General features: G+C 69.2%; 18 protein-coding genes. 11 read left to right on the top strand and 7 right to left on the bottom strand.

Features of this window, described 5'->3' with window-relative positions; all coding sequences use genetic code 11:
• Window positions 1-53: 53 nt before the first annotated feature.
• The 4 genes from P5P27_RS09075 to mptB form a co-directional block, all read right to left on the bottom strand.
• Window positions 54-974 (bottom strand): COX15/CtaA family protein, encoded by a 921-nt coding sequence (locus tag P5P27_RS09075; RefSeq protein WP_278127303.1) that lies wholly within the window; start codon window positions 972-974, stop codon window positions 54-56.
• Entirely contained in the window at window positions 971-1,774 is an 804-nt protein-coding gene (locus tag P5P27_RS09080) for an ABC transporter permease (RefSeq protein WP_278127304.1), read from the bottom strand. The genes P5P27_RS09075 and P5P27_RS09080 overlap by 4 nt, the downstream gene beginning before the upstream one ends.
• Window positions 1,771-2,751, bottom strand: a complete 981-nt coding sequence (locus tag P5P27_RS09085; protein ID WP_278127305.1) for an ABC transporter ATP-binding protein — start codon at window positions 2,749-2,751, stop codon at window positions 1,771-1,773. The genes P5P27_RS09080 and P5P27_RS09085 overlap by 4 nt, the downstream gene beginning before the upstream one ends.
• A 98-nt stretch (window positions 2,752-2,849) precedes the next feature.
• On the bottom strand, window positions 2,850-4,604 hold the full coding sequence (gene mptB, locus P5P27_RS09090; RefSeq protein ID WP_278127429.1) for a polyprenol phosphomannose-dependent alpha 1,6 mannosyltransferase MptB: 1,755 nt from the start codon (window positions 4,602-4,604) through the stop codon (window positions 2,850-2,852).
• Between the two features lie 125 nt (window positions 4,605-4,729).
• Here mptB and P5P27_RS09095 point away from each other — a divergent pair, with 125 nt between their 5' ends.
• Genes P5P27_RS09095 through P5P27_RS09130 form a run of 8 tightly spaced genes read left to right on the top strand, consistent with a single transcriptional unit; the run spans window position 4,730 to window position 12,149 of the window.
• Window positions 4,730-5,482, top strand: coding sequence for a helix-turn-helix transcriptional regulator (locus P5P27_RS09095; RefSeq protein WP_278127307.1), 753 nt, complete (start codon window positions 4,730-4,732; stop codon window positions 5,480-5,482).
• Window positions 5,479-6,915 (top strand): Fe-S cluster assembly protein SufB, encoded by a 1,437-nt coding sequence (gene sufB, locus P5P27_RS09100; protein ID WP_006894862.1) that lies wholly within the window; start codon window positions 5,479-5,481, stop codon window positions 6,913-6,915. The genes P5P27_RS09095 and sufB overlap by 4 nt, the downstream gene beginning before the upstream one ends.
• On the top strand, window positions 6,915-8,090 hold the full coding sequence (sufD, locus tag P5P27_RS09105; protein ID WP_006894863.1) for a Fe-S cluster assembly protein SufD: 1,176 nt from the start codon (window positions 6,915-6,917) through the stop codon (window positions 8,088-8,090). The genes sufB and sufD overlap by 1 nt, the downstream gene beginning before the upstream one ends.
• Window positions 8,091-8,125: 35 nt before the next feature.
• Complete coding sequence (gene sufC, locus P5P27_RS09110; protein ID WP_278127308.1) at window positions 8,126-8,896, top strand: Fe-S cluster assembly ATPase SufC; 771 nt, start codon at window positions 8,126-8,128, stop codon at window positions 8,894-8,896.
• A gap of 39 nt (window positions 8,897-8,935) precedes the next feature.
• Window positions 8,936-10,201 (top strand): cysteine desulfurase, encoded by a 1,266-nt coding sequence (locus tag P5P27_RS09115; protein ID WP_278127309.1) that lies wholly within the window; start codon window positions 8,936-8,938, stop codon window positions 10,199-10,201.
• Entirely contained in the window at window positions 10,201-10,656 is a 456-nt protein-coding gene (gene sufU / locus P5P27_RS09120; RefSeq protein ID WP_278127310.1) for a Fe-S cluster assembly sulfur transfer protein SufU, read from the top strand. Before P5P27_RS09115 ends, sufU begins: the two co-directional genes overlap by 1 nt.
• A 9-nt stretch (window positions 10,657-10,665) precedes the next feature.
• Window positions 10,666-11,034 carry a metal-sulfur cluster assembly factor gene (locus P5P27_RS09125; RefSeq protein WP_006894867.1) on the top strand — a complete coding sequence of 123 codons (369 nt, stop codon included), beginning with the start codon at window positions 10,666-10,668 and terminating at the stop codon, window positions 11,032-11,034.
• A 20-nt stretch (window positions 11,035-11,054) separates the two neighbouring features.
• Window positions 11,055-12,149: an FUSC family protein gene (locus P5P27_RS09130; protein ID WP_278127311.1), complete on the top strand. Its 1,095-nt coding sequence runs from the start codon at window positions 11,055-11,057 to the stop codon at window positions 12,147-12,149.
• Here P5P27_RS09130 and P5P27_RS09135 read toward each other — a convergent pair.
• Window positions 12,134-12,715: a helix-turn-helix domain-containing protein gene (locus P5P27_RS09135; protein WP_278127312.1), complete on the bottom strand. Its 582-nt coding sequence runs from the start codon at window positions 12,713-12,715 to the stop codon at window positions 12,134-12,136. The genes P5P27_RS09130 and P5P27_RS09135 overlap by 16 nt on opposite strands.
• Before the next feature lie 48 nt (window positions 12,716-12,763).
• Between P5P27_RS09135 and P5P27_RS09140 the strand changes: the two genes are divergently transcribed.
• From P5P27_RS09140 to P5P27_RS09150, 3 genes are all read left to right on the top strand, one after another.
• Window positions 12,764-13,741: an NAD(P)/FAD-dependent oxidoreductase gene (locus tag P5P27_RS09140; RefSeq protein ID WP_278127313.1), complete on the top strand. Its 978-nt coding sequence runs from the start codon at window positions 12,764-12,766 to the stop codon at window positions 13,739-13,741.
• A 29-nt stretch (window positions 13,742-13,770) separates the two neighbouring features.
• The gene (gene trxA, locus P5P27_RS09145; protein ID WP_062367498.1) at window positions 13,771-14,127 is read left to right on the top strand and encodes a thioredoxin; all 357 of its coding nucleotides are present in this window, start codon (window positions 13,771-13,773) and stop codon (window positions 14,125-14,127) included.
• A gap of 102 nt (window positions 14,128-14,229) precedes the next feature.
• Window positions 14,230-15,396 (top strand): DUF7373 family lipoprotein, encoded by a 1,167-nt coding sequence (locus P5P27_RS09150; RefSeq protein ID WP_278127314.1) that lies wholly within the window; start codon window positions 14,230-14,232, stop codon window positions 15,394-15,396.
• Here the strand turns inward: P5P27_RS09150 and P5P27_RS09155 are convergent.
• Window positions 15,393-16,646: a lycopene cyclase family protein gene (locus P5P27_RS09155; RefSeq protein WP_278127315.1), complete on the bottom strand. Its 1,254-nt coding sequence runs from the start codon at window positions 16,644-16,646 to the stop codon at window positions 15,393-15,395. The genes P5P27_RS09150 and P5P27_RS09155 overlap by 4 nt on opposite strands.
• Window positions 16,643-17,416 carry an SDR family oxidoreductase gene (locus P5P27_RS09160; RefSeq protein WP_278127316.1) on the bottom strand — a complete coding sequence of 258 codons (774 nt, stop codon included), beginning with the start codon at window positions 17,414-17,416 and terminating at the stop codon, window positions 16,643-16,645. The genes P5P27_RS09155 and P5P27_RS09160 overlap by 4 nt, the downstream gene beginning before the upstream one ends.

Below are 17,416 nucleotides of genomic sequence, written 5' to 3' on the forward strand. Positions count from 1 at the left end.
CAGAACCCGGCGACCGTACGCGGTCGCCGGGTTCTCGTGTCAGATCCGGCGGATCAGCGGCGCGTCGTCGCGAGCACGAGCTGCGTCGCGCCGATCATGAGCAGAGCGCTGCCGAACATGTGGAGGATGACGAGCACCTCGGGAAGACCGGCCGCGTACTGCACGTAGCCGATGATCCCCTGTACCACGATCACGCCGCCGAAGATCAGTGCGGCGCGGCGCAGCGACGGCACCGCAGCCACCGCCAGGAGGATGAGCGCGGCCGTCAGTCCCACGAGTGTCCAGACGGCGTCCACGTGGAGCTGAGTGGCCTGCGTCGGCTCCAGACCGTTGCGGTGCGCCTTGATGTCGCCCGCGTGCGGTCCGGAACCGGTGACCACCGTGCCGAGATAGATGGTGACCCACGTCAGTGCGTACAGAGCCCAGGCGAGCAGGACTCCGAACCGTCGGAGAACCGCGGATTCGGCATCGGTCGCCCCCGGCTCGCCGGCGTCCGGTCCACGGGCGGCCGACCCGGTGTGCACCACCATCCAGGTGGCCAGCGAGATGATCACCATCGTCGCGAGGAAGTGGAAGGCCACGATCCACGGGTTCAGGTTGGTCAGCACCGTGATGCCGCCGACGATCGCCTGCAGCGGAACACCCATCGCGACCCCGGTGGCCAGCCGCCGCGACAGTCGGTCGACCGGGACGCGCCGCATCGCGGCCACCCAGGTGGCGATCGCGATGACCACGAGCACCCAGGTGAGCATCCGGTTGCCGAACTCGATCAGCCCGTGGATGCCCATCGCGGCGTGCGGTGTCACCGAGCCCGAGGTGCACTGGGGCCACGTGGGACAGCCGAGGCCCGAGTCGGTGACCCGCACCGCGCCGCCGGTCACCACCAGCAGCACGTTGGCGGCGAGGTTGGCGATCGCCCAGTAATAGAGGTATGTCGCGGTCGGCCTCTTGAAGCCGAACCAGGAGTCGATCATTGGAAGCGGAACCACCTAACTGCCAGCGCGCCGCCGATCGCGGCCCACACGATCAGGACACAGAAGCCGAAGACGTCGAACGACGAGTCGAGGGCCCGGGTGAGCGCCTCGGTGAGAGCACCGGAGGGGGAGAGGCGGGCGACAGTCCGCGCCGCGTCGGGCACATGCTGATCGAAGACGACGAGCCCGGCCAGACCGAGCAGGACGAACCAGATCAGGTTGCCGAGGGCGAGTACCACCTCCGCTTTGAGCGTGCCGCCGAGGAGCAGTCCCAGGCTGGCGAACGCGACCGTGCCGACCGCGATCGCCACCGCGCCGAGCAGCAGACCCGCGATGCTCGGCCGCCAGCCGAAGGCCATGCCGATGCCACCGATGATGATCGACTGCAGGACCACCACGATGAGTACCGCGAGTGACTTGCCGGCGATGATGCCCCACCGCGGTATCGGGGTGGCGCCCAGTCGCTTGAGCGCACCGTAGCGGCGGTCGAAGCCGACCGCGATCGCCTGCCCGGTGAAGGCGGTCGACATGATCGCGACCGCCAGGATCGCGGGCACGAAAGTGGCGGCGCGCGCGGCGGGCGTGTCGCCGGCCTCGGTGTCGAGGGGGAGCAGGCTCAGACCGATCAGCATGGTGATCGGGATGAACATCGTCAGCAGCAGCTGTTCGCCGTTGCGGAGCAGCAGAACCAGCTCCATGCGAGTCTGAGCCGCCAGCATCCGGGTGAGCGGAGCGGGCCGCGGACCCGGAGTGAACGTTCCGCTCGGAAAGCGATTGGCCGCGGGTACCTCGGTGCTCATGCGCGCACCTCCCGTCCGGTGAGGCTGAGGAAGACGTCCTGCAGGCTGTTGCTGGCCACGTTGAGCGAGTCGATCAGGATTCCGCGGTCGGCGCAGAACTGTGCGATCGCCGAGACCACGGCGGGCGTGATGTCGCCGGTCACCACATGCTCACCGGTCGGCGAGAGCGTGCAGCGGTAGCCGGCGGGGAGTGCATCCTGGAGCCCGTCCCGGAGTTCGGCCGCGTCGACCCCCGAGACGCTGAGCCGCAGCCGGCGCTCGGCATCGCGCCGGACGAGGTCGGACGGTGTACCCGCGGCGACGGCGCGCCCGCGGTCGATGATGACGATCTGGTCGGCGAGTTCCTCGGCCTCATCGAGCAGATGCGTGGTCAGCAGAATCGACACCCCGTCGGCGCGGAGTCGGGAGATCAACTCCCACACCATGATTCGCGCGTGTGCGTCGAGGCCGGCGGTGGGCTCGTCGAGGAAGACCAGTTCCGGCCGGCCGACCAGCGCGCACGCCAGCGAGAGTCGCTGCTGCTGGCCGCCGGAGAGGCGGCGGAATCCCGTGTTCGCGACCTCCGTGAGGCCGAGGGCGTCCATCAACCACTCGGGATCGAGGGGATCGGCGCTGTACGCGGCGCAGAGGCGAAGCATCTCCTTGGCCTTCGCCCCCGGATACGCTCCGCCGCCCTGCAGCATCACGCCGATCCGGGTTCGCAGCGCGTCGTTGTCGGCGATGGGATCGAGGCCGAGCACTCGGACCTCGCCCGCGTCCGGCCGGGTGAATCCCTCGCAGATCTCGACGGTGGTGGTCTTACCGGCGCCGTTCGGGCCGAGCAGCGCGAGCAGTTCGCCGCGTGGCAGCCTCAGATCGAGCCCGTCGACGGCGGTCTTGTCCCCGAACTTCTTCACCAGACCCCGGACCAGGAGCGCCGCGTCGCCCGAAGCCGGTCGGTGATCCGGCCCGGTACCGGGCGAAAGAGCTTCATGCACGCCCAACAGCCTAGGCGAGCGACGCAGGTCACCGGGCTGCGGGGCGGTGCCGGCCGAACGGTGCGCATCGCGCCGACTGATCCGGCCGCACACGGTCCTTACTGGCGATTCCGGTCGTGACGCTGCCTGACCCACATGCGGATCGGGCTGTCGATGAAGAAGACCATCGCCGTGATTGCGACCATGATCACACCGGTGGCCAGGCCCTGGGCCACCACGAGGGGGCTGGTGTCCGAACTCGTCGGCATTACGACGATCGCGATGATTCCGGAGATGACGACGGTGCCGACGCGGAACCAGCGGGTGGTGGCCCATGCGGCCAGCGGGATCACGGCCCACAGCAGGTACCACGCCTGCACGAAGGGGAAGAAGATCACCACGCTCGCCATCGCGATTCCGAGGCCGCCGATCGGATGGATGCGGCCCGCGAGGCATGCCAGCAGCCAGCGGACCACGAGGACCGCCGCCACGAGCTGCCCGATGGGCCGGGCGATGTCCAGGATCGCCTGGGTCTGCTCGCCGAGGCCGAGCCACAGTCCGACGCGGCCGGCGACCACCGAGAGCAGGGTCGGCATCGACATCCACGAGCGGACGATGCCGCCGGTGCTGAGAGTGTGGGTCCATCCGAAGCCCAGGCCGGTTCCAAGGCAGGTCACCACGACCACCGCGCCGGCGACCACGCCCATCACTCCCGCGCTCGCCGCCAGGGCGGCGAGCGAACGCCGCGACCGTCGCCACCATTGACTCACCGGCGCGTGGCGCAGAGCCGGAAGCGTGGCACCCCAGCGCCGGGCCAGCGCCACGCCGACGAAGCCGAGGGCGAGCATCGACGTCACCTTGATCATCGCCGACGCCGCGATGACGACGACACCGGCGAGCAGGATCCGTCCCGCCCGTGACGGCAGCGGACGGTCGGGTCCGCGGAGACGCTGCGTGCCGTAGATGGCGCGGAACGACCATTCGAGGCCGACGAGCATCATGCCGATCATCAGGGACTCGTTGTGGATGCCGCCGACGAGGTGGAGGATGAGCAGCGGGTTGAGCGCGCCGAGCCACAGCGCTGCCACGGCCGAGACGCCGCACCGCCGTGCCAGCCGGGGCAGCGCCCAGACGATCATCAGGACGCCCGCGATCGCCACCAGCCGGTGCAGCAGCACGGCGACGGTGATGTTCTCGCCGGTGATGGCGGTGATCTGCTCGCCGATCCACAGGAACAGCGGCCCGTACGGTGCCGGCGTGTCCTTCCACAGGTTCGGCACCGACAGGGTGAGCGCGTGGTCGACGCCCAGACCGCGCATCGGACTGTAGGTGTACGGGTCCATGCCCTTGTACGCGATCGCGCTCTGTGCCAGATAGGAATAGACGTCCTTGCTGAGCAGCGGCGGCGCGATGATCAGCGGCGCCACCCACATGAGCAGGGTGCGGTCGGTCTGGCCGCGCGTCATGCGGCGTGCCGGGCTGCGGCCCTCGGCGACCTCCACCCGGTACCGCCCGACGGCGTATCTGCCGAGCATCACCCATGCGACGACCAGCATGATCGCGCCGCCGATGGAGATGGTCAGAGCGGTGGAGTACATCCGGGAGGGCAGCGACAGGACTCGGGTGCCGACGATCGGATTCTGCAGCACCGGAAGCATGCCGGTGCCGAGCGAACCGATCAGGATCAGAATCGATCCGGTGGTGCCGAACAGCCTGATACGACGCATCCGCAGCGTCTCCAGGCGGTTGAGCGGACCCACCTCGCGTTCGTCGTCGTGCATCCGCGCGACGGTGGTGCCGAAGTCGCCGATGCGGTCGGCGTCGTGCTCGACCGCCGGCTTGCCGAGGCCCACGTAATCGAGCGTCCGGCGCATGAGGGGGAGTTCTGGCACATCGAAGACTCTAACGGGTGGGGTCCGCCGCCCCGTCGGGCCGGAGATTTAGGCGACCCTTGCTAGCCCGGTGGAAGTATTTAGGTAACAATATTGTTGTGAAAAGCATGAGCGGTGACGAGCGGCAGCTGCGCGAGCAGCATGCGGAGGCGGGCGGCCACGACGGCCAGACCCGCGCCGCCGTCGTGTCGCTGCTGGTGGACGAGGGGCCGATGACCGCCGGCGACATCGCCGAGCGGTTGGGGATCTCGCCCGCGGGCGTCCGCCGTCATCTCGAGATCCTGTCGGCCGACGGGGACATCGAGGTGGCGCCGTCCGGCTTCTCCAAGGCCGGTCCCGGCAAGGGTACGCGGGGCCGCCCGGCCAAGTGGTTCCAGCTCACGCCGGCCGGCCGGGGCAAGCTCCGGCACGCCTACGACGATCTGGCCGGTGCCGTGCTGCGGAAGCTGCGCGACGTCGCCGGTCAGCAGGCGGTCGACGAGTTCGCTCATGAGCGGATCTCGGATCTCGTCTCCGGCGTCGAGCCGGCGCGCGAGTCCGGTTCGGTGATCGCGACGGTTCAGCAGATCGCCGACGCTCTCACCGCGGGCGGCTACTCGGCCGACACGCGCGAAGTCGGCGCGGGCGTCCAGATCTGCCAGCACCACTGCCCGGTCGCCCATGTGGCGTCCGAGTTCCCGGAGCTGTGTGAGGCCGAGACGGCCATGTTCACCGAGCTCCTCGGTACGCACGTGCAGCGGTTGGCGACCATCGCCAACGGCGACTGCGTGTGCACCACGCACGTTCCCGTGCATCTCACGACTCCGGAGGCCGCTCAGCCCGCAGCCTCCGACACCCCCGATGGAAAGGTTCTCCGATGACGGTCACCGATCCCGCCGCCACCCAGTTGACGCAGGAAGAGACCATTGCTTCCTTCGATCGCTACGGTTACGGCTGGTCCGACAGCGATGAGGCAGGTGCGTCCGCCAAGCGCGGTCTGTCCGAGGCCGTCGTCCGCGACATCTCGGACAAGAAGAACGAGCCCGAGTGGATGCTCGACCAACGGCTCAAGGCGCTCCGCATCTTCGACCGCAAGCCGATGCCCAGCTGGGGCGGCGACCTCGACGGCATCGACTTCGACAACATCAAGTACTTCGTGCGCTCGACCGAGAAGCAGGCCGAGTCGTGGGAGGACCTGCCCGAGGACATCAAGAACACTTACGACCGCCTCGGCATCCCGGAGGCCGAGAAGCAGCGTCTGGTCGCCGGCGTCGCCGCGCAGTACGAGTCGGAGGTCGTGTACCACCAGATCCGCGAGGACCTGGAGGAGAAGGGCGTGATCTTCCTCGACACGGACACCGGCCTGCGTGAGCACCCCGAGATCTTCCAGGAGTACTTCGGCAGCGTCATCCCCGCAGGCGACAACAAGTTCTCCGCGCTGAACACCGCGGTGTGGTCGGGCGGCTCGTTCATCTACGTTCCGCCGGGTGTCCACGTGGACATCCCGCTGCAGGCCTACTTCCGCATCAATACCGAGAACATGGGGCAGTTCGAGCGGACGTTGATCATCGTCGACGAGGACGCCTACGTCCATTACGTCGAGGGCTGCACGGCCCCGATCTACAAGTCCGACTCGCTTCATTCGGCCGTGGTCGAGATCGTCGTGAAGAAGGGCGGCCGCTGCCGCTACACGACCATCCAGAACTGGTCGAACAACGTCTACAACCTGGTCACCAAGCGTGCGAAGGCCGAAGAGGGCGCGACCATGGAGTGGATCGACGGCAACATCGGTTCCAAGGTCACCATGAAGTACCCGGCCGTGTGGCTGACCGGTGAGCACGCCAAGGGCGAGGTCCTGTCGGTGGCGTTCGCCGGCGAGGGCCAGCACCAGGACACCGGATCCAAGATGGTCCACCTGGCGCCCAACACCTCGAGCAACATCGTCAGCAAGTCCGTCGCTCGCGGCGGCGGACGGTCGTCGTACCGCGGCCTGATCAAGATCAACCCCGGCGCCCACGGCAGCCGGTCCACCGTGCAGTGCGACGCCCTGCTCGTCGATCAGATCAGCCGCAGCGACACCTACCCGTACGTCGACATCCGCGAGGACGACGTGACGATGGGACACGAGGCCACCGTCTCGAAGGTCAGCGACGATCAGCTCTTCTACCTGATGAGCCGCGGACTGACCGAGCAGGAGGCCATGGCGATGGTGGTCCGCGGATTCGTGGAGCCGATCGCCAAGGAACTCCCGATGGAATACGCACTCGAGCTCAACCGGCTCATCGAACTGCAGATGGAAGGATCGGTCGGCTGATGGCGGACGCTTCCCAGACCACCGCCTCGCCCGTGGTGGTCAACAAGGGTGAACTCTTCACCTCCTATGACGTCGACGCCTTCGAGGTGCCGTCGCAGCGCGAAGAGGCGTGGCGCTTCACGCCGTTCCGCCGGCTGCACGGTCTGCACGACGGCACGGCGCTCGCCACCGGCACCACCTCGGTGCAGGTCAGCGGCGACGCCGAGGGCGTCACCGTCGAGACCGTCGGCCGCGAGGATCCCCGTCTCGGTGAGGCCGGGGTGCCCTTCGACAGGGTCTCCGCCCAGGCTTACTCGTCCTTCGAGAAGGCCACCGTGCTCACGATCGGCCGCGAGGCGCAGATCGCCGATCCGGTGTTCGTCACCGTCGACGGTCCGGGAGCCGACGAGGTCGCCTACTCGCACATCCAGATCCGCGCCGAGGCCTTCTCGAAGGCGGTCGTGGTTCTCGATCAGCGCGGCAGCGGCGTGATCGGCGAGAACGTCGAGATCCTCGCCGCCGACAGCGCGCATCTGACCGTCGTGAACGTCCACGAGTGGGAGGACGACGCGACCCACGTCGCCACCCACCACCTGTCGCTGGGACGTGACGCGGTCGTCAAGCACTTCGCGGTCAGCCTCGGCGGACACACCGTGCGGCTCTCGCCGCACGTGCAGTACACCGCGCCCGGCGGCGACGTCGAGCTGTGGGGACTGTACTTCGCCGACGGCGGGCAGCACCTGGAGCAGCGTCTCCTGGTGGACCACTCGCAGCCCAACTGCCGCTCGCACGTCACCTACAAGGGCGCTCTCCAGGGCGATCCGTCGGGCGACAAGCGCAAGGAGGCCCACACCGTCTGGATCGGCGACGTGCTGATCCGGCCGGCCGCCGAGGGCACCGACACCTACGAACTCAACCGGAACCTGGTGCTCACCGACAACGCCCGTGCCGACTCGGTCCCCAACCTGGAGATCGAGACCGGTGAGATCGTCGGCGCCGGTCACGCCAGCGCCACCGGCCGGTTCGACGACGAGCAGTTGTTCTACCTCCAGGCGCGCGGCATCCCCGAAGATCAGGCGCGGCGCCTCGTGGTCCGGGGCTTCTTCGGCGAGGTCCTCGCCAAGATCGCCGTCCCGGAACTGCGCGAGCGGCTCGAATCCGCGATCGAGGCCGAACTCGAGTCGGCCGGCGCCTGACCATCCACACATACTTCGACAAGGAATCACCACAGATGACGACCCTGGAAATCCGCGACCTGCACGTCGACGTCGCGCAGTCCGACGCCGACGCCGAGCCGATCCACATCCTCAAGGGTGTGAACCTCACGGTGCGCTCGGGCGAGACCCACGCGATCATGGGCCCCAACGGGTCCGGCAAGTCGACCCTCTCGTACGCCATCGCCGGTCACCCCAAGTACGAGGTCACCTCGGGATCGATGACCCTGGACGGGGAGGACGTCCTGGAGATGAGCGTCGACGAGCGTGCCCGCGCCGGACTGTTCCTGGCGATGCAGTATCCGGTGGAGGTGCCCGGCGTCTCGATGTCGAACTTCCTGCGCAGCGCGGCAACCGCCGTGCGCGGCGAGGCCCCGAAGCTGCGGCACTGGGTCAAGGAGACCAAGCAGGCGATGGCCGAACTCGAGATCGACCCCGCGTTCGGCGAGCGCAGCGTCAACGAGGGCTTCTCCGGCGGTGAGAAGAAGCGTCACGAGATCCTGCAGCTCGGGCTGCTCAAGCCGAAGATCGCGATTCTCGACGAGACCGACTCGGGTCTGGACGTGGACGCGCTGCGCATCGTCTCCGAAGGCGTGAACGCCTACAAGGAACGCGAGAACGGCGGGATCCTGCTCATTACGCACTACACGCGGATTCTGCGGTACATCAAGCCCGATTACGTCCACGTCTTCGTCGACGGCCGCGTGGTCGAGTCCGCCGGACCCGAGTTGGCCGACGAGCTCGAAGAGAACGGCTACGTGCGGTTCACCGCGGCCGCCGCGAAGTGACGGCCGCCATCTCGATCAACGCGACGAAGGGGGAGTGACATGACCACCGCAGCCGCACTCGACGTCACGGCACTGCGGGCGGACTTCCCGATCCTGTCCCGCACCGTCCGCGACGACAGGCCGCTCGTGTACCTCGACTCCGGGGCCACGTCGCAGCGGCCACTGCAGGTGCTCGACGCCGAGCGGGACTTCCTGCTGAACCGCAACGCCGCGGTTCATCGCGGTGCGCACCAGCTGGCCGAAGAGGCGACCGACGCGTACGAGCACGCGCGCGCGGCGATCGCCGGCTTCGTCGGCGTCGCCGTCGACGAGGTGGTCTTCACCAAGAACGCCACCGAGGCGCTCAACCTGGTGGCGTACACCCTGGGCGATGACCGTTCGGCGCCGGTCTTCGGCGGCAGGGCCCTCGGCCCCGGTGACACGATCGTGGTGACCGAACTGGAGCATCACGCGAATCTGGTGCCGTGGCAGGAGCTGTGCCGCCGCACCGGAGCCACCCTGCGCTGGTACGGAGTGACGGCCGACGGCCGCATCGACATGGACTCGCTGGTACTCGACGAGTCGGTGAAGGTGGTCGCGTTCACTCATCAGTCGAATGTCACCGGCGCCGTCGCCGACGTCGCCGAACTGGTGCGCCGCGCTCACGAGGTGGATGCGCTGGCGGTGCTCGACGCCTGCCAGTCGGTGCCGCACATGCCCGTCGACTTCGCGGCTCTCGGGGTCGACTTCGCGGCCTTCTCCGGGCACAAGATGCTGGGTCCGTCGGGTGTCGGCGTGCTGTACGGCCGCGCTTCGCTGCTGGCTCAGCTGCCGCCCTTCCTCACCGGCGGTTCGATGATCGAGACGGTCACCATGGAGGTGTCCACGTATGCCGCGCCGCCGCAGCGTTTCGAGGCGGGCGTCCCGATGACCTCTCAGGTCGTCGGTCTGGGCGCGGCCGTGGAATACCTCGAGAAGATCGGCATGGACAACGTCGCCGCGCACGAGCACGAGCTCACCGCGCACGCGCTGGAGCGGCTGACGGCGATCGACGGTCTGCGCATCGTCGGTCCCACCGCCGCCGAGCGGCGCGGTGGCGCGGTCTCGTTCGACGTCGAGGGCATCCACGCCCACGACCTCGGCCAGATCCTCGACGACGAGGGGGTCGCGATCCGCGTCGGACACCACTGCGCCTGGCCTCTACACCGGGCCTTCGGCGTTCAGGCCAGTGCGCGCGCATCGTTCGCCGTGTACAACACGCTCGACGAGGTGGACGCGCTCGCCGACGCGATCGGCGTCGCCCAGCGGTTCTTCGGGGGTCGCTGATGCGGATGGAGCAGATGTACCAGGAGGTGATCCTGGACCACTACAAGCATCCGCACGGCCGTGGTCTGCGGGATCCGTACGACGCCGAGGTGCACCACGTGAACCCGACGTGCGGTGACGAGGTGACCCTGCGGGTGTCGGTGGTCGACGACGCGGTCGCCGACATCTCATACGACGGCCAGGGCTGCTCGATCTCCCAGGCCTCGACCTCGGTGCTCTACGACCAGGTGGTCGGGCTGTCCGTCGACGAGGCGCTCGCCACCGTCGATTCGTTCAACGCCATGATGACCTCGCGCGGGACCGATCCCGGCGATGAGGAGGTCATCGGCGACGGCATCGCGCTCGCCGGTGTCAGCAAGTATCCGGCGCGCGTCAAGTGTGCTCTGCTCGGGTGGATGGCGTTCAAGGACGCGCTCTCGCAGAGCCTCGCCACTGAAGTCCCCGATCCCGCCTAGGAGCGACCAATGACCGAGACCAACACCGAAACCACTGCGCCGGCCGAGCCGGTCGCCACCTCGCTCCCGTCGATCGACGACGTCGAGGAGGCGATGCGCGACGTCGTCGACCCGGAGCTGGGCATCAACGTCGTCGACCTCGGGCTCGTGTACGACGTCGCGATCGACCAGGACGCGGCGGTGAAGCTCGATATGACCCTCACCTCGCCGGCGTGCCCGCTCACCGACGTCATCGAGGACCAGACGCGCAATGTGCTGGTGACCTCCGGTCTGTGCACCGAGGTCGACATCAACTGGGTGTGGATCCCGGCGTGGGGGCCCGACAAGATCACCGACGACGGACGCGAGCAGCTGCGCGCCCTCGGCTTCACGGTCTGACCGGAGGCCGCTCGAGCGCCGTGACCGCGGCGCTCCCGAACGGCGACGATCACCGGCACGCGTTCCGCGTGCTGGTGGGTCTGGTCGTCCCCACTGTCGCACTTCTCGTCGCCGGGCGTCCGGAGCTGTTGGTCTACGCCGTCTTCGGTGCCTTCGCAGGCATGTACGGCCGGGGAGAGGGCGGCCGGCGCAGAATCACGCATCAGCTGCAGGCGGCCGGTCTCCTGACGGCGGGCAGCGCGATCGGCGTCGGTCTCTCCGCAGTCTCCGCGCCCGTCTGGGCACTCGTGGTGGCCGAGACGGCATTCGCGGTCGTGGGCTCGCTGCTCGCCGACGCGGTGCGGCTGCGTCCGGCTGGCCCGTTCCTCTTCATCTTCGCGCTGGGAGCCACCGCGACTGTCCCGGCGGGGCTGGTGGCTCCCGGGGCGGCCGTGGCGATCTGCGCAGGCACGGCGCTGCTCGCCGTGGCGATCGGCACGGTCGGTACCCCGGCGCCGTTGCGGGGCAGGCACGGGTGGTTCGCCGGAGTCCGCTCGGTGGTGCGCCGTCCGCCTGCCGGGGTGCGCCTGCACGCGGTCCGGTACGGCGTGGCCGTGGGGACGGCCGGGTCCATCGGGTTGGCGATGGGCTTCGAGCACGCGAATTGGGCGATGGCCGCCGCGGCCGTTCCGCTCGCTGTGATCGACACCGGCCGCCCGGGCGATGCGGAGGTACGCCGAGTCCTCACCCGCGCCGCGCATCGGACAGTCGGCACGATGGCCGGACTCCTGCTGGCGGCGGCGCTCCTGGCACTGGATCTGGGTGCCGGTGCGGTGGCGGTGATCGCGGTCCTTCTGCTCTGGCCGACAGAGTTGTTCATGACGCGCCACTATGCGGTCGCCATCGGGTTCTTCACGCCGCTCATCATGCTGATGACCGAGCTCACCGCTCCGTCGCCGCCGCTGCGGATGCTCACCTTCCGCGCCGTGGACACGTTGATCGGCGTGGCCGTCGGCGTGCTCGTCGCCCTGGTGATCCGCCTGCCCGATCGACGTAGCAGACTGCCCGCCTTCGACGTCCCCCTCGATCCCGTCGGGCTCGATCGGCCGGAGCGAGACGATTACTCGGGAAGGTGAGCGCGTTCGCCGTCCCGGTCGAAGATCGTCAGAATCTCGGCGGTGGTCCCGTGGGCGACGAAGGCATGCGGCGTCATCGTCGAGAACTCGGCCGCCTCGCCGGCCTGGACGTAGATGATCCGCTCACCGAGAGCCAGCCGCACGCTGCCGGAGAGCACGGTGAACCACTCATGACCGGGATGCACGCGAGGTGTGGGCCACTGCGCCGGCGGTTGGAGCCGCATCTTGGCGACGACGACGCCGGCATCGGCGCGATCGCGCGAGAGGAGCCACGTGATCGCGTCTCCGGAGGAGTGGGCTTCCGGCCGGATGACCACGTCTTCATCGGAGACGGGTTCGACGAGCTGGTCGAGAGACACCCCGAGCGCACGGGCGATCGGCACCAGTTGGTCGAGGGCTACGCGGCGCCCGCCGGTCTCGATCCGGGAGAGCGTCGACGCGCTCATGTCGCATCGGCGGGCGAGTGAGTCGAGGGTCCATCCGCGGGCGAGCCGAAGACTCCGAATCCGGCTCCGAACCAGGGCGTCCAGGTCGGGATCGGAACGGCGATCGAGTTCTTGCGTCATGCGCAAGAGTGTATGCGTTATCTGCAATACCGCGCATACGGTCGATCCATGACGAATTCACGGGAGGCCGGCCCGAACCGGCAGTACGACGTGCTCATCGCGGGCGGGGGACCGGCGGGACTCGGCGCCGCGGTGACCCTGGGCCGCTCACTGCGGACCGTCCTCGTGGTGGACGCGGGTGAACAGCGCAATCGGCCCGCCGAGGCTGCGCACAACGTGCTGGGCCGCGAGGGTACGGCACCCACCGATCTGCTGGCGGCCGGTCGAGCCGAGGCGGCCGGGTACGGCGCCGAGATATTCGAGGGAACCGTGCTCAGTGCCGAGCGCATCTCCGGCGGGTTCACGCTGAGCCTCTCGTCCGGGGAGACGGTCGGTGCGTGCCGGGTGCTCCTGGCGACCGGAGCGGTGGACGAACTACCCGCGATCGAGGGACTGGCCGCTGGTTGGGGGCGGACAGTGCTGCACTGTCCGTACTGCCACGGTTGGGAGGTTCGCGGACGGCGTATCGGCGTGGTCGCGACGAGCCCGATGGCTGAACACCAGGCGCTGCTGTTCCGGCAACTCAGCGAGCATGTGACGGTCTTCGATCACGAGTCCGTCCTCGGTGCGCAAGCGCGTGAACGCTTGACGGGGATGGACGTCCCGATCGTCGACGGCCGCGTCGACCGGGTGCTGACCGACGGCGACCGAGTCCGGTCCGTCCGCGTCGCGGGTGCGGCGCACGAGGTGGACGCCGTCGCGGTGGCGACCCGCGTACACGCGCGGGGAGAGCTGTTCCAGACCCTGGGCGGCCGCGTGTCGGACCACCCGTTCGGAACGTACATCGAGACCGATGCGACGGGCCGGACGGCAGTCGACGGAGTGTGGGCGGCGGGCAACGCGCGCGACCCGATGGCGATGGTGGGCGCGGCCGCCGCGTCCGGGGTGGCGGCGGGTGCGGCGATCAACGCCGACCTCGTGGACGAGGCGGTCCGGCGGGCCGTCGGCGCGGAACCCCGCGTGGAGAAGTGCCGCGTGCAGGAATAGCACGGCGGCGGATCCGGTTAGATACAGACATGGCAACAATTGATCTGACCGGTGACGACTTCGAGCAGACGATCGTCGACAACGACATCGTCCTCGTGGACTTCTGGGCGAGCTGGTGCGGCCCGTGCCGGCAGTTCGCACCCACGTACAAGGCGGCCTCCGAAAAGCACGACGACATCGTCTTCGGCAAGGTCGACACCGAGGCCGAGCAGCAGTTGGCGGCGGCCGCGAGCATCCGCTCCATCCCGACCATCATGGCGTTCAAGCAGGGTCGGTTGGTCTTCAACGAGGCCGGTGCGCTGCCTCCCCAGGCGCTCGACAGCCTGATCGACCAGGTGAAGGCGCTCGACGTCGAGCAGGCCCTCAAGGAGAGCGGCCAGGAGTGACCCGTCGGGTCTGACACGGGTGCCACGCCCGGCGAGTGACGGTGTCATTCGCCGGGCGTAGTGCTGTTCGTGGGTCCGGGCCGGGCCCTTTAGGATCTGCCTATGCAGTGGAAACGAGCGGCCGCGGCCGCCGGAGCAGTCGTCAGCCTCTCGGCGGTCACCGCGTGCACCGTGGACGGCACCGCGACGCGCGGACCGATCCAGCTCGATACGGGGAAGTACGCGACCAGTCTGCAGCCTGCTGCGGGGACCGCTGATACGGAGTCGGAGATGAACCGGCTGCGGGCCATGCGGCTGGGCGAAGACATCGCGTTCCGTGACGAGGTCGATCCGGTGCTGACCAAGTTCAGCATGCCGACCTACCCGATCTCCGGCGCGAGCGGACTGCGGGGCGTCTTCTCCGATGCGGCCGGCCTGCCGGTCTCGCAGAAGCTGCGTTACGGCTTCACCATGGCCGGCGGGGCGCCGGACGACAGCGACGGTAAGAACCTGCATCAGGGGCTCAATCATGCCGTGCTGGTGTATCCCGATGCGGAGACGGCCGGCGAGGCCGTGTCGGCGATGTCCGGCCAGATGCTCAAGAAGACCTACGGTTCACCGATGCGGCGCACCGACGTCCCGGGGATGCCCGCCGAGACGGTGGCGCTCACGGGGAAGTCGAGCGGCGGCGGTCAGATCACCGTGGCGTTCACCCCGGTGGCAGAGAAGGTGGTCTACACCTGGGCCGACGCCGACGACGGCGGATGGACTCTCGCCGCGGTGCGGTCTGCCTTCACGAAGCAGAAAGCCCTGCTCGATGCGATGAAACCGATCAGCGACGACAAGCGGATCGACCCGAACGGCCTGTTGCGCGCCGTGCTGCCGACGGAGTCGAACGGCGGTTCCGCCTTCTCCGGCTCGGTCGCCGGACCGCGGGCCATCTCGCAGCTGGCGAGCAAGTCGACCGCCACCTTCGCCGACTTGCAGAAGACCGGCGTCACCGAGGCCGCGGTCGGGGGCTCCCTGGTCTTCCGCGCCGGCGGCGACGACCAGGCCGCAGAACTGCTCAAAACCCTCTCCGACGACTCCGACGATCCGACCGCCAAGAAGGCCGACAGCCCGCAGGATCTGCCGTCGGCGGTGTGTCAGACCAGCAAGTCCTCGTTCGGCGACGATCAAGCGACCTGCTTCGTCGCCTACGGCAGCTACGCGGCCCAGGCGGACGGCTCCGATCTGCATGAGGCGCAGCAGAAGATCTCGGCGCAGTACCTGCTGCTGAAACAGCTCTAGCCCTCCTCAGCCGACCCCGACGCGCCGACGACCATGAGGCGGACCACTTCGACGGCGGCGCGGGCCGAGGCGACGGCGACGCGGGCCTTCAGCCGCGGCGGGGACCGCCGGAACACCGCCGCCATCGCGCGCAGCACGCCGGGGGCGTCGGCGTGCGACGACACATAGGCGCGCTGCAGCGGAACCGGGACGCCGAAGAAGGCGTCGAAGAAGCCGACGAGTTCGGCCGGTCTGAGCCGGATGAGGACCAGCAGTCCCAGCAGTCGGAGCGTGAACGCGATACGAGCGGCGCGAGGCCACAACGCGGCGCGTGGATCCCGACGGCCGGCGACAGCCTCGACGACCAGATCGGCGGCGCGCAGAGACTGCGCGACGCTGTATCCGGTCGCCGGATTCATCAGACCGCCGACCGCGCCGATCGCCAGGGCGCCGTCGCCACGCCACGGTCGTGCGTTCGGGTACATCGGAAAATCGACGATCTCGTCCATCCCGCCGAGCTGAACCTCCTCGTCGCCGGTCGGCGCGGACAGACGCAGGCGCAGGCGCGCTCGACGGGCCAGTTCGGCGATGCCCAGGGGCGGGCGGGCGGCCAGGCAGGTCTCCTCGACGAGGCGTCCGCGAGCGGTGTCGATCCGGTAGCTGAACGAGGCCGGGTCCGATGAGGTGAGTTTCGACGAGGTGAGGTTCGATGAGACGGCGTTCGGCCCGGTATCGGCGGGCCGCCAGTCCATCAGCACGGTGGTGTCGGGGTCGTCGCCGCCGTCCGTCGCCCCGACCCGGCCCGCGAGGATTCCGACGGCGGTCTGGCGCGGTGTGTCGGCTCGGCGGTGCCCGGCGGTGCCGCGGGCGTCGACCACATGTCGGCCGGCGAGTACGGAGCCGTCGGCGAGCGTGACCGACGTCGCGGTGAGAGCGGTCGCCGACGAGGCCACGACCGTCACCTCCGACAGCGACAGGGACTGCTGGAACCGCTCCGAGTGGAGCACCAGGTACCCGCGGTCCACCACCCGCCGCTGCGGGGTGAAGACGCAGAACTCGGCGCTGCGGGCGGCCACCGCCCCGGGGTCGAGCCAGGCCGGTGCGTCGTCGGCGTACATGCCGAAGGTCTGCCGCCACACTCGGTGCGGCGCAGGGTCGACGAGCGTCGCGCGCAGCCCCGCCGCGGCCGCGCGGTACGCGAGCGAGCGCCCCGCGGGCCCGGCGCCCACGACGATGACGTCGGCGGCGGGCCCCTCGACGGGCGCGGTCACATCCCGCCGGTGGCCAGCTTGCCGCCGTCGACGCGGATCGTCTCACCGGTGATCCACGACGCCGCGTCGCTCACCAGGAAGGCCACCGTGGCCGCGATGTCCTCGGGAGTGCCCACCCGGTTCATCGGATAGGTCTGCCCCACGACGTCCTCACCGGCCGCGAGAAGGACGTCGGCGAACTTGGTCTTCACCACGCCGGGGGCGACGGCGTTCACCCGGATCGACGGACCGAGCTGCCACGCGAGCTCCTCGGTGAGGTGGATCAGCGCGGCCTTGGACGCGCCGTAGGCCGCGATCAACCCGGTCGGCCGCAGGCCCGCGATCGACGCGATGTTGACGACGGCACCGCCCGAGTCCTTCATTCCCGCTCGGTACGCCTCCTGGACATAGCCGAGAGCCGCGACGACGTTGGTGTCGAAGGTCTTGCGCACCGCACCGAGATCGGCGTCCATGAGCGGACCCGCGGTCGGATTGATCCCCGTGTTGTTGACGAGGATGTCGATACCGCCGTTCGCCACGGCCGCCGCGACCGCGTCCGCGCGGTGCTCGGGATCGCCGGTGTTGCCCGCGACCGCGGTGACCACCGAACCGGGGACCGAGTCGCGCAGCGCTGCCGCAGCCTCGTCCAGGGGCTCGGGTTTGCGGCCGGTGACGACCACCGCGGCACCTCGGCGCGCGAGTTCGAGGGCGATGGCGTACCCGATGCCTCGGCTGCCGCCGGTGACGAGCGCGGAACGGCCGGTGAGATCGGTGGAGGCTGTATCAGTCAT

The sequence above is a fragment of the Gordonia sihwensis genome, assembly GCF_029632925.1.
GTDB classification, from domain to species: domain Bacteria; phylum Actinomycetota; class Actinomycetes; order Mycobacteriales; family Mycobacteriaceae; genus Gordonia; species Gordonia sihwensis.